11 protein-coding genes are annotated in these 14,253 nt (G+C 37.7%); 6 read left to right on the plus strand and 5 right to left on the minus strand.

Annotated features, from left to right (window positions below; all coding sequences use genetic code 11):
* A partial coding sequence (locus tag ACWITO_RS10910) for a tetratricopeptide repeat protein (protein ID WP_448530026.1) occupies positions 1-1,389 on the minus strand: 1,389 nt, incomplete at its 3' end.
* A 264-nt stretch (positions 1,390-1,653) separates the two neighbouring features.
* On the opposite strand from ACWITO_RS10910, the gene ccoG reads away from it, so the two are divergent.
* The 6 genes from ccoG (at position 1,654) to ACWITO_RS10940 (ending at position 9,161) form a co-directional block, all read left to right on the plus strand.
* The gene (gene ccoG / locus ACWITO_RS10915; RefSeq protein WP_448530027.1) at positions 1,654-3,066 is read left to right on the plus strand and encodes a cytochrome c oxidase accessory protein CcoG; all 1,413 of its coding nucleotides are present in this window, start codon (positions 1,654-1,656) and stop codon (positions 3,064-3,066) included.
* A 56-nt stretch (positions 3,067-3,122) separates the two neighbouring features.
* On the plus strand, positions 3,123-3,551 hold the full coding sequence (locus tag ACWITO_RS10920; protein WP_448530028.1) for a FixH family protein: 429 nt from the start codon (positions 3,123-3,125) through the stop codon (positions 3,549-3,551).
* Between the two features lie 34 nt (positions 3,552-3,585).
* Positions 3,586-5,310 carry an AAA family ATPase gene (locus ACWITO_RS10925; protein ID WP_448530029.1) on the plus strand — a complete coding sequence of 575 codons (1,725 nt, stop codon included), beginning with the start codon at positions 3,586-3,588 and terminating at the stop codon, positions 5,308-5,310.
* 47 nt (positions 5,311-5,357) lie between these two features.
* The gene (menD, locus tag ACWITO_RS10930) at positions 5,358-7,079 is read left to right on the plus strand and encodes a 2-succinyl-5-enolpyruvyl-6-hydroxy-3-cyclohexene-1-carboxylic-acid synthase (protein ID WP_448530030.1); all 1,722 of its coding nucleotides are present in this window, start codon (positions 5,358-5,360) and stop codon (positions 7,077-7,079) included.
* An 82-nt stretch (positions 7,080-7,161) separates the two neighbouring features.
* Entirely contained in the window at positions 7,162-8,427 is a 1,266-nt protein-coding gene (locus ACWITO_RS10935) for an efflux RND transporter periplasmic adaptor subunit (protein ID WP_448530031.1), read from the plus strand.
* 23 nt (positions 8,428-8,450) lie between these two features.
* Positions 8,451-9,161 (plus strand): hypothetical protein, encoded by a 711-nt coding sequence (locus ACWITO_RS10940; RefSeq protein ID WP_448530032.1) that lies wholly within the window; start codon positions 8,451-8,453, stop codon positions 9,159-9,161.
* Positions 9,162-9,225: 64 nt separating this feature from the next.
* Here the strand turns inward: ACWITO_RS10940 and ACWITO_RS10945 are convergent, their stop codons facing one another.
* The 4 genes from ACWITO_RS10945 to ACWITO_RS10960 form a co-directional block, all read right to left on the minus strand.
* Complete coding sequence (locus tag ACWITO_RS10945; protein ID WP_448530033.1) at positions 9,226-10,719, minus strand: tetratricopeptide repeat protein; 1,494 nt, start codon at positions 10,717-10,719, stop codon at positions 9,226-9,228.
* Between the two features lie 13 nt (positions 10,720-10,732).
* On the minus strand, positions 10,733-11,998 hold the full coding sequence (locus tag ACWITO_RS10950; RefSeq protein ID WP_448530034.1) for a PAS domain-containing sensor histidine kinase: 1,266 nt from the start codon (positions 11,996-11,998) through the stop codon (positions 10,733-10,735).
* Between the two features lie 98 nt (positions 11,999-12,096).
* Positions 12,097-12,561 (minus strand): hypothetical protein, encoded by a 465-nt coding sequence (locus ACWITO_RS10955; RefSeq protein ID WP_448530035.1) that lies wholly within the window; start codon positions 12,559-12,561, stop codon positions 12,097-12,099.
* A gap of 80 nt (positions 12,562-12,641) precedes the next feature.
* On the minus strand, positions 12,642-14,253 hold a 1,612-nt coding region (locus ACWITO_RS10960; RefSeq protein WP_448530036.1), incomplete at its 5' end, for a CHAT domain-containing protein.

Genomic DNA, 14,253 nt, shown 5'->3' on the forward strand with positions numbered 1-14,253 from the left:
CCAATATTGCTCTTTTTCGGTTTCGCTAAGGGCAGGAAAGTAAGAGGCAATGAACTGATTGATTTGATGTAGCGATTTTCGGAAAAGTTCAGAGGCTTCACTGATTTTCCCCTGATACCAATACACAAGAGCCAAATTTTCTTGGGAAGCGTTGAAATCGGGGTGATTTTCACCAAGTAGATTTTTACGGATTTCGTAAGATTTCTTGATGTTTTCTTCGGCTTTTTTCAAATCGTTTTGAGAAAGATAATACAAGCCTAAGTTATTGAGAACTTTGGCGGTAGAAGGGTGCTGTTCGCCAAGTTTCTTCTTGTAAATATTGTAAGCGTCTTGCAGGTAGCTTTCTACTTTTTTATAATCTTGCTTTTGCATATAAATAGAAGCGGCTAAATTGAGCATATGGGCATAGTCGGGGCTGGAAGCACCGAACTGATTTCTGCGAATTTTCATTGCTTTTTCAATGAGAGCAATGGCGTCATCAAGTTTGCCTGTTTCTTGCAAAGCTATTGCTTTATTGATAGCTACTCTTTGATAGGTGAGGCTTTTCTGACCTTTATCATCTTCTAAAATTTGTAGGGCTATTTCGTAAATTTCCAAAGCCTTCTGATTTTGCCCTATCATTTGTTGGAAATACGCTTTGTTGTTGTACATAATACCTAAAATGCTTTTATCAGCATTTTTGTTTTCAGCCATTTGAATAGCCTGCTGGATAAGTTCCTGAGCTTTGGTATAATTGCCTTTATGGCTTTCCAAAACTGCCAAATTATTGATAGAAATGGCTACATCAACCGATTGCTCGCCGATAATTTTTTTTCTTAAAGCCAAAGCCTCTTGCAAGTACTGTTCGGCGGCTTCGTAGGCACTAAAATTAGAATAAAGCAAACCTAAATTGCTCAATAATTTGGCATAATAGATGTTTTCAGTTTTTCCCGATTCCAAAAAATTCTTTTCTGCTTTTACGAAGCTATTTTCTGCGGATTTGAATTTATTCCAAGACATCATCATTTCGCCCCATTCCATTTGGCTCAATGCTCTTTCGTAAGGGTCTGTGGCGTCGGCAATTCTTTCAGACATATTCAGGTTAATTCTGCCATCTGTAAGAAAATCTTGCCCAAAGCTATTGAGAGCCTTTCGGGTTTTTTGGTCTTCTTCGTAGAAACCTGTGTTATCACTTACGGCAATAGCACAAGTATAATTGGTAGAATCCATTTCAGCTCTTTGTTTGCGAAGTTTTTCAAGATATTTACTTCGCTGGTTTTGCATAGCATTGTTAGCAACATCTTTGGCTTTTCTGCCTGCTTTATCTTTCAGGCGGTCTAATACTTGGGCATTCAGCGGAAAATCAGATAATAAGACAATCCAAACGAAAAGAAAAACTAGTTTTTTCATTGCTTTGCAGATTTAATGCTGAAATTTAGAAAATTCATTGCAAAAAAGCTAAAAAACTTACAAGTATTTTTCTGCCAATACTCAAAGAAAGAAATGATTTTTGTCATTTGTCCAACGGGGCTTGCAAGCTATTTTTGAAATAAAAAAATACATAATTGGTTTGCAGTAAGGAAACAGGATTTTAGAAAAATAAGAGATAAAGCCCATAAATGCTTGAAAATCAAACGATTAACTTTTTTGAACGTAAATAATTACAAAAATGCTATGATAACCCAAGAGCAACCTACCTTTCGTGAGCAGTTAGGTGTTTTAGAAAAAACAGGCAAAAGACACTGGATTTTTCCTAAAAAACCACAAGGATTTTACACAAATTTACGTAAAGTTTTCGCTTTTTTGCTTTTAGCCATACTTTTTGGTATGCCTTTTATCAAAATCAATGGGCATCCTTTCTTTTTGCTGAATTTTATTGAACGCAAGTTTATTATTTTCGGTCAAGCCTTTTTCCCACAAGATTTTTTCTTGCTTGCTTTGCTACTAGTGAGTTTTGTGGTATTTATTGCACTTTTCACGGTGGTATTTGGTAGGTTATTTTGCGGTTGGGCTTGCCCGCAGACTATTTTCTTGGAAATGGTTTTCAGACAAATTGAATACTGGATAGAAGGTGATGCCTCTGCTCAAAAAAAACTTGCCGAAAGTCCTTGGACAAGAGAAAAAATTCTCAAAAAAACATTAAAACACGCTATTTTTTTAGTGCTTTCTTTTGTATTTATTTCTACCTTTGCTTCTTATATTGTTGGGATAGATAGGCTCAAAGAAATATTTACAGGCAGTTTTTCCGAAAATTGGGTAGCTTGGCTCGTGATAGGGGTATTTACGGGGGCTTTTTATGCAGTATTTGCATTTATCCGTGAGATTGTATGTATTGTGATTTGTCCGTATGGACGTATGCAAGGCGTATTGCTGGATAGCAATTCCATTGTAGTTGCTTACGATTTTGTGAGAGGCGAACCTCGTGGAAAAATGAAAAAAGGCGATACCACTCCCAAAGGCGATTGTATTGATTGTAAGTTGTGTGTGCAGGTTTGTCCTACGGGTATAGATATTCGGAACGGAACGCAACTGGAATGTGTAAATTGTACGGCTTGTATAGATGCTTGCGATGAAGTAATGGAAAAAATTGATAAACCCAAGGGGCTTATTCGTTACGACTCAATGAATGGTATCAAGACAGGTAAAAAATTCAAAGTTACAGGTAGAATGATAGGCTACTCGGTAGTGCTAACGATACTCTTGGGCGTAATGGCTACGGCTCTGGCTGTGCGTAAAGACGTGCAAATCAATATTATGCGAACACCGGGAATGCTTTATCAGGAAGTTGGCAAAAACAAAGATACCATAGCCAACCTTTACAATGCTACTTTGGTGAATAAAACTTTCAATACGCAAAAAATCCAGTTGGAACTTGCCGAAGGGCAAATAGGAAAAATTCAGTGGGTAGCTACGTCGCAAGAAGTAGTTTTACAGCCCCAAGAAGTGCGAAAAATCACGTTTTTTGTACAAATTCCTAAAAAGGCTATTGCAGCCAGCACAATGAAAGTGAAAATCAAGGCTTTCAGCACCGAAACTCAAAAAACTTTATACAATACAGAAACTTCGTTTCTTGCACCCGCGGAATGATAAAGCCAATTAGGATATAAGAAACAAGAAACAAGACTTTCTAAAACCCTAACAAAATGAATTTTGGAACAAAAATAGCCATATCGGTAGGAGTTTTTGTAGTTTTTATTTTGGTTCTTTCGCTCATAATGATAAGCAAACAAACCGAAAGCGTAGAAAAAGACTATTACGAAAAAGATTTGCGTTATGAAGAGGAAATACAAGCCCAACGCAATGCTTCACAATTTCCTGTAAAATTTCATACGCATCAGGATACGCTTTGGGTGCAGTTTGAGCAAACAATCAGCTACGAGAAGGGTGAAATTTTCTTTTTTCGTCCCGATAATAGCAAGAAAGATTTTTCTGTTCCGCTGAATTTGGATAATAATGCCAAGCAATCGGTGTATGCAGGTAATTTGGCAAAAGGCTTGTGGAAAGTACAAGTAAAATGGCAAAGTGGTGAAAAAAAATTCCAAAGTCGTGTGTTTGAGTGGATAATTCCCTGAAATTTGCTAAATTAGCCACTCAAATTTTTCAATAATGCACATAGTTCGCTATCCTTATGGCATAAGTAATTTTGAAAAAATCAGAAGAGAGGGGCAGGTTTTCGTTGATAAAACGCCTTTTATTCCTCTATTGGAAGAGTATTCCAACGTTGTATATCTACGTCCGCGTCGCTTTGGAAAAAGTTTGTTTGTTTCCCTATTAGGTTATTACTACGACATCAGGCATAAGGAACGCTTTGAGGCACTTTTTGCCCAATTGTATATCGGCAAAAACCCTACTGCCTTGGCATCTTCATTTCGCATACTCAATTTCAATTTTAGTGGCATCAATACAGATACCATTGAGGAAGCTAAAAAAGGCTTTAATGTGTCGGTGGAAGGCTCTTTACGCGAGTTTTTTAAGAATTACCCTGCTGTTTTCTCTAAAATGCAACAAAAAGCAATTATAGAGGCTGTTGATGCTGAGAAAATGCTTAAACTTTTTTTTAGCGAATACCCCGAAGATACCAAAATTTATGTACTGATTGACGAATACGACCACTTTACGAATGAAATTCTTGTAAAAAATATTCAAGATTTCAAAGCCGTTGTTTCTTTGAATGGTTATGTGAGAAAATTCTATGAAACTATCAAAAATGCAACTCAACAGGGTAGTGTAGATAGATTTTTTATTACGGGGGTTTCTCCAATAACGCTGGATAGCCTAACGAGTGGCTTTAATATCGTCAAGCATCTAACTCATCACAAAACTTTTGAAGCTATGATGGGTTTTTCAGAAGCGGAGGTACAAGAGCTTTTAAGTTTGGTTTTAGAGGATAAAAGTCGTGAGGGGCAAATAATGCAAGACTTGCGAGATTACTACAATGGTTATAGGTTTTATCCTTTGAGTGAGCAGAATATTTACAATTCGGATATGGTGCTGTACTTTCTTGACCATTTCAAGCACGACCAAACTTATCCTCGTCAGATGTTAGACCCGAACATAGCTCCTGATTATGGCAAGCTCAAACAGATGTTCAAGGTGGCGAATTTGCAAGCAAACTTGCAGGTTTTGGAGGAGGTTTTAGAAAAAGGTAGTGTAGAAAGCGAGCAAATATATCAGTTTCATTTTGAAAAGGATTTTGGTAAGAAGGAATTTGTGAATTTTCTGTTTTATTTGGGCAATTTGACTATCAAAGAAAGTGATTTAACGGGAGCAGTGATTTTCAAGATACCCAACAAGGTGATAGAAGTGCTATATTGGCAGTATTATGCGGAGGTCTTGCAGACTTGGGCAAATCTGCCTCGTGAGGAGGATTGGGTATTTCCTGCGGTACGAGAAATGGCACTTACGGGCAGTTATGAGAAGTTTTTTGCTTTGATAGAAAAGCTACTGCAAAATCTTTCTAACCGAGATTATATTCGTTTTGACGAAAAGCACGTCAAAATGGCAATGATAGCGTATTTTAGTCAGTCAAATATTTTTTGGGTGCAGAGTGAGCGGGAAGTAGCGGGTGGAGGCTATGTAGATATAGAGCTATTTATCCGTCCCAATAACCCCAACACGCATCATCAATTTGCCATTGAATTGAAGTATTTGAAAAAAGAGCAAGAAAACCTGCTTACAGAGACAATGCAAGAGGCAAAAGAGCAAATTTTGAGTTATTACCAAAAGGATACGCTTTTGCAAAGCAAGAAAATGCTGAATTTGCTGGCAGTGGTAGTGGTGAAGGATAGAGTATTTGTAGAAAAACAGCCTTTACCCATTACCAACCACTAAACACTACTCACTACCCATTACTCATTACTCATTACTCATTACTCATTATGCTACTACCTGCTTTATACAATATTGCTGAAATTTGTGCCCAAAAGGGCTTGCGTTATGTGGTTATTTCACCGGGCTCTCGTTCTGCACCGCTTACACTTGCTTTTGCTCGTCATAAGGCTTTTGAAAAAATTGTAGTGCCTGATGAACGTTCTGCCGCTTTTGTAGCTTTGGGCATAGCTCAAACTATCAAGCAAACGGTTATTTTGATATGTACTTCGGGTTCGGCGACACTGAATTATGCTCCTGCGGTCGCAGAGGCTTTTTTTCAAGAAGTACCTTTACTTTTGCTTACCGCCGACCGCCCCAACGAATGGATTGACCAGCAAGATGGGCAAACCATTCGGCAAGAAAATGTTTTCGGAAAGCACGTAAAAGCCGCTTTTCATTTACCCCAAGACTATCAGCACCCCGATAGCCTTTGGCATATCAACCGAATTATCAATGAGGCTATCAACCTAACCCAACACGAGCAAACCCAACCCGTACATATCAATATACCTATCCGAGAGCCTTTTTATCCGAAAGAAAACGAGGAAATCGCTTTTGATAGCAATGTCAGAATTATTGAGCAAATTCGTACTATCAAAAATCCTTCGCAGATAGATTGGCAACGCTTAATGGAAATAGAAGAAAATTGCCCTAAACAACTTATTGTAGTAGGGCAAATGCCCAAAAATCAAATCTTACTCAATACTCTGCCTCAAATTGAGCGAAAAGGTATTTTTAGAATTCCGATTGTAGCTGATATTATTGCCAACGCCTATCCTTTTGGCAAAACCATCAGCCACCACGACCTTATCCTGATGCCGCAAGATGAAAATCTGAAAAAAAACCTGCAACCCGATTTGCTTATTACATTGGGAAAATCGGTGCTTTCTAAATCTTTGAAGCAATTTTTGCGTAAATACCCACCTCGTTATCACTGGCATTTTCAAGAATATGGCTACGCCCCCGACACTTTTCAGCATCTTACTCATATTTTGCCTATTTCTCCTGAAAAAGGTTTAGAGTATTATTTGAGCTACACACGCAAAAAGTTTCAGCCTACTTCTTACTACGAATTTTGGACTTCTTTGGAAAGCAAAGCAGAAATATTTTTACAAAACTTTTTTGCTCAAAAGCACTCTTTCAATGAGTTTTGGGCGTTTTGGTATATTTTGCAAAAGCTCCCCAACAAAAGCAAATTGCACTTGGCAAATAGTATGCCTGTACGATATGCGAATTATTTAAGTCTTGCACCACACCAAGATATAGAGGTTTTTGCCAACAGAGGAACAAGTGGCATAGACGGAAGTAATAGTACGGCTTTGGGTGCCGCTTATGTAAGCGATGAAATCGTTACACTCATTACTGGCGATATGGCTTTTGGCTATGATAGCAATGCTTTTTGGCAAAATCGCATTCCCGAAAACTTAAGAGTAATAGTGCTAAACAACGAAGGGGGAGGCATTTTTAGGCTTCTGCCCGAGAGTAGCCGTTTGCCTGAAATGGAAGAATATTTTGAAACTACCTTGAAAGTGCCTGTTCAGGATATTGCCGAAGGCTATGGCTTGCATTATCAGAAAGCCACTGATGCTGAAACTTTGTTTGCTATTTTAGAAACTTTTTTTGAACCCTCTGCCAAAGCCAAGATTTTAGAAATAAAGACTGATAAATATGCAAATCAGGCTTTTTTTGAGCATTTCAAACAAAATTGGCTTGAAAAATTTGATTTTTAGCCCCGAAATGCTTAAATTGCCTTGCCTAAAAACTAAATCGCCTATAGCCAACTTTTACGCTTATTCATTCTACTAAAACTTTATGTTTCTGAGCTTTTTTATGAAGCCCAAAATAGTTTATATTGCTACCAGTTCAGCGTTTTTTCTATTCTTGCTTGCAAATTGGTTGGTAGGGGATAGGCAAGGCGAAAAAGAAGTTTTGGTAAAGGTAAAAGAAGGTGATTTTGAAATTTTGGTGCTTGCCAATGGTGAATTGGAAGCTGAAAATTCTATAAAAATTACCGCTCCCGAAGAGGCTTTGCGTTCTGCCAAAGTGTATCAGGTGAAAATTGCCGATTTAGTTCCCGAAGGAACGTATGTAAAAAAAGGAGATTACGTAGCTACTCTGGACAAAGTAGAAATGGCAGAAAAATTACGTTCAATGGAAGGAGAACTTACCAAATTGCGTAATCAGTACGATCAGATACGTTTGGATACAGCTCTGATGCTCCAAAATGAACGTAACGAAATGCAAAACCTGCTTTTTGCAATTAAAGAAAAGGAAAATGCCTTGAAAGTTAATCAGTACGAAACTCCTGCCCAAATAAAGGCTTTACAAAATGAATTGGAAAAAGCCAAAAAGGCTTATGAGCAAGCGAAAATTACCTACAAACTCAAACAACAGCAAGCCTTAGCCAAAATTACAGAAACGGCTCAACTGCTCGGGCAAGAAGTGCAAAAATTTGAGGAAATTCGCAGACTTTCAGAAAGTTTTGTGGTAAAAGCCCCTGCCGAAGGTTTAGTGATTTATCATAGAGATTGGAACGGACAGAAACGTACTATCGGAAGCTATGTGAGTTCTTGGGACGCTACGGTTACTACTATCCCCGACCTACAATCAATGATTTCAAGGGCTTATGTCAATGAAATTGATATTAGCAAGGTGCAAGTAGGGCAAGCTGTAAAAGTAAAAGTAGATGCTTTCCCTGAAAAAATTTTTATGGGTAAAGTAATCAGCATTTCTAATATTGGCGAGCAACGCCCCGATAGCCAAGTAAAAGTTTTTGAAGTGAAAATCAAAATAGAAGGCTCGCACCCCCAACTCAAACCTACAATGACCACCTCTAATACAATTATTTGCGAAAAATTGAGAAATACGCTCCATATACCCTTAGATTGCTTGCATAGTGAAACCGATAGCCTCAATTTTGTGTTTTTGAAAAGAAATGGTGTGGTAATACGTCAGGAGGTAAAAGCAGGCAAAAGCAACGAAAATGAAATAGTTATTTTGCAGGGTTTGCAAAAAAATGACGAGGTTTTTCTTTCTATTCCTGAAAATGCCAAAAATATAAAGCTAAAAAGGTTGTAAAACTATCTTAAAAACTTGTGTTTATGCGTAAAATTTTTTCAATTTCTTGTTTTTTATTATTGAGTAGCGTATCGGTTTTGTTTGCTCAACTTTCGGGGCAAGATGCCTTCATAAATACTATGAGTTTGGCAGGACAAGGCAATATCGTAAGAACTTGGGATAGTCGCTATCAAGGAATGAAGGGGCATCCTTTTGTGAAAAACACTTGGGAAAATGCTCAAATCGTTAGTGTTGATGGAAAAGTGTATCAAGATGTACCTTTGAAATATGATGTGTATTCCAATTTGGCTGTTGTGAAAAACTCCAAAGGCGATAGCATCATCACAGAAGTTCTAAATATTCAAGAATTTACATTCAAGTCCAGTAAAATGACTTTCGTAAAAGAGCCACTCTTAGATAACTCGGATAATATCAAGAATTATGGCAAGCTCTACGAGCAACTTTACAAAGGAAATAAAGTTGCATTGCTAAAAAATCATAGAAAGGTACTTTTGCAGGCGGATTATCAGGGTGGATATAGTGCCAATAGACGTTATGATGAACTCGTAGAGGAATACGATTACTTTTTGAAAAAAACAGGCACGATTGAGAAAATAAAATTGAACGAAAAAAACTTACTCAAATCGCTTTCAGACAAAGAAAAGGAACTAAAAGAGTTTTTGAAAAAAGAAAAATTGAACCTCAAAACCGAAGTGGGGGTGCTTCGCTTACTTCAATATTACGAAACAATTTGAGAGAGAAATTCTTTTCGGGCGGCAATATCACTCATAATGATAATGATGTTGCCGCTTAATGTTTTTATTCCACCTCAATTTCAGCTGTGAAGGCGTAATACTGATATTCTGCAAAGTTTTTTTCAACTTTGAGCCAAAAAATATACTTTCCTGCTTGGGTAGGAGGTGTTAGGTTCTTGATTTGAATAGTGCCTTTATTTTCTTGAAGTGATAGATTTTTCTGCTCAATTTTTTCTCCATTTTTAGCATTTATCCAAGCATATTGGGCTTTTGTTGAACCTTGTAAGTTTTTTACGCCTACGAGCCAAAGTTCAAAATTTTGATTGCCTTTGAGCTTGCCTACTACTTTCTGATTTTGTCGCCACTCTATTCGCTGAATGTCTATATCACCAACACTTTTGGAAGTTGTACCTTGTCCAAGCACCCCAAACGATGAGTTTATGAATCTGTCGGTACGGGTTTTAGATTTTATGATGAAAGGCAGGCTAATACTAATTTCTGCATTGCTTTGCTTATCAAAAAATCGTACTAAAAAAGAATATTCTTTGTTTTCTTGCAAGCCATAGGGGGTAATGGTAAGTTTAAGCGATTTGAGCATTTCCGCATTTACGCCTGTAAAATCATCTTTGTATAAATCTTCGGATTTTTGGAGTAACTTTTCTTTTTCGTAAATAGCAAAGTCGGTACCAAATAAAATTTGGTCATTTTCATTTTCCCGAAATCCACGAGGCTTGATGACTTTGAACACTATTTCGCTATTGCTGGCAATTTCATTACCCACTAAAAAGTCTGTTTCAGATTTGCCTACGTATAGCTCAAATCTTTCATAACTGATGCCTTTGGAAATAATAATAGCACCGGTAAAAGGCTCTATTTCTACTTTGGAAATAGCAACGGGGGCATTATCTTTTTTAATTTCGGGTTTAGCAAAGTCGCAACGAAATATTTCCCAAGCCTCAGGTTTTGCTTTTTTGATACCACCTTCAAAGGCTTTTTGATAATCGGAGCAAGCCTGAGATTTGTATTTTTCTTTTTCAGGTAAGAAAGAATAGCAAAAACCTCTGTGATAATACAAATCAGGGTTTTGGGGATTGATTTGAATGGCTTTGCTATAGTTTTCTATGGCTTTCTCATACTGACTTAACTTTCGGTAGGCATCGGCAATGTACCAAAAAAGGGTATCTTTTTGCTTGGTAGGCTCTAAATCAATTGCTTTCTCATAATCTTGTAAAGACTCTTGATACTTCTTGGAATTGTAATAAGCATCGCCACGGCTTTTGTAGAAGTTCCAATTTTTAGGGTTTTTCTCAATAGCTATATTTAAGACTTCAATTGCTTCAATATTTTTGCCATCGCTGACATAACAAAAACCTTTCCAATAATAATTTTCTGAAATTTTAGGCTTTTGTTTAATGAGTTCATCAAAAACAGAAGAGGCTTCTGTAAATTTCTTGTTTTTGATTAGCTCAAAGGCTTTGCTTTGAAGTTCTTTGTACTTTTTCTGCGAAAAACTACAAAAAGGTAAAAGGGTGAGCAAGCAAAAAAGTACAATTCTCATAAGTTTTTAATTTTTACGGAGCAATATTATTTGTAAAATGTAAAGTAACCGTAGTACCTTTCCCCAACTCACTATCAATGAGAATAGTACCACCAAGCATTTCGGTAAATTTGGCTACAATGTATAAGCCCAAGCCTGTTCCTTTGATATTCAGAGCATTTTCGGCACGGAAAAATCGTTCAAAGAGGTGTTTTTGGTCTTTTTCTGAAATGCCAATACCCTCGTCTATGATTTGAATGGTTAGTCCCTCCTCATTCTTTTGACTTTTGAGGTAAATAGACTTGTGTTCGGGAGAAAATTTGATAGCATTAGAAAGTAGATTCATCAAGATTTTCTTCAAAATAGAGCAATCGGTAAGAATGAAATCCTCGCCTGTGTGCGAAAAAGAAAGTTTTTGTCCTTCTTTGGCAATTGCCTGCATTTCGGTAATAACTTCTTGGAAGCAATTAGGCAGATGAACTTCGTGAAATTTAGGCTGAATTTTCCCTTCTTCCAGTTTTCCCATTGAAAGAAATTCCTCTAAAATATCGTTCAAATGATTGACCGAATTGGCTATGCGTTGGATATGTTTGAGGCGTTTTTCTTGGTCTTCGCTCTTATCGTATTTGGCGATTAGTTGCACAGAAGAAAGAATGGTACTCAACGGGGTACGAAATTCGTGAGAAGCCATAGAAACAAAACGAGATTTTAGCTCTCCCAGTTCTCGTTCTTTGGAAAGAGCTTTTTCCAATTCTTTTTTGGAGTTTTCCAAATGTTGTAAAGTTTCTAAAAGGGCTTTGGTTCTGATTTTAATTTGCTCTTCCAAACTTTCGTTCAAGGCTCGTATTTCGGCAGAGTATTGCTCAATAGCATTTTTTTGCTCAATGATGGCTTTTTCGTTTTCTCTTTGGCGAGTAACATCATAAATAAAAGCCATTACATAGATTTGGGTATCGGTTTTGAAATAACCTAAACTTGCTTCTATGTAAAAAGTAGAACCATCTTTGCGTAAGCCGAGCAGGTTCATATTTTCGCCCATAGTACGCACACGCGGGGCAAGATTGTAGTTTTCTCTATGGTTGCGATGTAAATCCCGCAGATTTTCAGGGATAAGATCTTCAATAGTTTTGCCATTAAGTTCTTTTTCATTGTAGCCGAAGAGTTGTTCGGCGAAACTATTGGCAAGCAGTATCACGCCTGTATGGTCAGTAAGGATAATACCAATAGAAGCGTGTTTGAAAACAGAAGCGAAAATATCTTTTTCAGAGGCAAAACTTGCTTTATCAATGTATTTACCCATTTGTATTCATCTTTTTCCAAAAGTATAAAAATCTTTTGAAAAAACAAAAGCAGGACTTGCAAAAAGCCCTGCTTGCAAAAATATGGCGTACTTTTTAGTTATATTTTTGAGAAACTTACCTCCATTGTATAGGTTATACCTGTGTTGTTATCCACTTCGGTTGTTTTCAGTTTTTTAGTAGTGGTAGTTAGTTCTAATACTTCAAAGTTTGTTGTATTTCCACCAAAAGTAATTGTAAGGGTTTTGCCATCGGCACTAAGCGAGTAAGAGCCTGTTTCTTCTTGTGGGTCAGAGGGTGAGCATTTGGTTGCTCCCTCATTCTGTACTATAACACCTCCATTTTTGTACTCAAGGTAATTATCCTTTTCGCAAGGTTCGGTTATGGCGTACAAGTCAAAAACAGTAGTGCTATTACTTGCTCTGAGTGTCCAGGCGGTCATTCTCCACTTACCCAAAATTTTTTCTTGGGGAGAGGGGTCTTTGGTTTTCTTTTTACAAGCCGAAAAGCCTCCCAAAATAAGTAAGGCTAAAAAAAGAGTTGAGAGAAAGCTACTTTTTTTCATAAAAATTTTTAGTTTAGTTTTTACTATACTTGCAAACAACAAGTTTTATGCCAAATGTTACCTTTTTTGTAAAATGTATGTTAATTTTCTGTCATTACAAAAGCCGCCCAGTAGTAAGGCTCTTTGTACTTTTCTTTGAGTTTGATTTGAGCTTTACGGAAGGCATCGGGTTTGTTTTTGGCGGTTTTGAGTTCGTTGTAAAAGATTTTCATTAACTCTTGGGTGGCATCATCGCTTACTTTCCAAAGGCTAATGATAGCGGCATCAACGCCAGCGATTTGCAAGGCTCTTTGCAAACCATAGACGCCTTCACCTGCTTTCACATCACCGAGTCCTGTTTCGCAAGCCGAAAGGATAGCGAGTTCGGAGTCGTCCAGGTTCATATTTGCCATTTCGTAGGCGGTGAGCAGACCGTTGTCTTTGTTTGCGGTTTCTTTATCGTTTTTGATACCTTCCATAGTGGCTTCTGCTCCTGCAAACATCAGTCCCGAGCGAAGCATAGGGTTGTTGAGGGCTTTGGTGGGTTCAATGCCAAAGACCAGGTTAGAACTTTCATCAATTTCATTGACAAAATAGCCGTGAGTGGCAATGTGCAAAATATCGGGGTGAGTGGCATCATCAGCTTTTTTGACATTGGTTTCGGTGGCTTGGTTATCCAGTAGGGTTTCAACTTTGTACCCCATAGCTTTGAGGATAGGGCTAATGGCTTCCACTTCTTTTTTGGTACCTGGCAGAGAGGGGATAGTGCCTTTTTCGCCATAGTTGGGGTATCCTACGAGCAGAGCTTTTTTGTTGGGTTTGTTTTTAGGCTTTTTTTCTCTTTCTTTGATTTCGGGGACGAAACGTGTATTCGTAACGAAAGTGAGGTTAAAATCATCAATGACGAACTTTCCGTCAGGTTTTTTGATAGAATTAAGACTGATTTGGTTGTAGATGCCGTCAAGAGAAACGAATATACGCTTTTTGCCTTCAAGGAGTTTTTCAATTTTTGCCCAGAAGGTATTGTAGGAGTTTTTGTCTTCTTTACGGAACCTGACCATATTTTTGTAGAAGTTGAGTTCATCTTCTTCAAACTCTTTACCTTTGCCAAGCAGGGCAAATTTGGGGTGATTGTGTTGGTGTTTTCCTGCGACAAGGGCAACATAGACGTAATTACCCGTAAATTTTTTATCAAAATCTTGGAAGGCAATGATTTCAAGGGCGGCTTCGTTAGTGGCGAGGGCGTGGTCAATTTCCTTGATAGAATGGAGTTTGTCATCAACTTTTTGCTTAAAAATTTCAGATTTTTGGGAGAGTTTGCGTTCCAAATCATTGGCTTCTCTTTCCAGTTTGGGTATATCCACCTCTTGCTCTTTGAGTTCTTCTTTGGAAAGCGTGTAGAGGTAGGCTAATTGCTCTTTGAGGCTAATCCATTGATTGTATTCTTTGATGAGTTCCTGATTGCCAGAGCTTAAAATTCTTTGTTTGATTTTGCTGGTGGCATTGAGCAAGATACCTTTGGTAGTGATATGGGCATTGTACATTTCGGAGAGCAATTCGGGGTGTTTTTCGCCATTTTGGGTAGCAAAATTGTAGAAACGCATATAAGTAGGCTTGAATTTAGCCCAATATTGCTCTTTTTCGGTTTCGCTAAGGGCAGGAAAGTAAGAGGCAATGAACTGATTGATTTGATGTAGCGATTTTCGGAAAAGT

The organism is Raineya sp. (genome assembly GCF_053497555.1).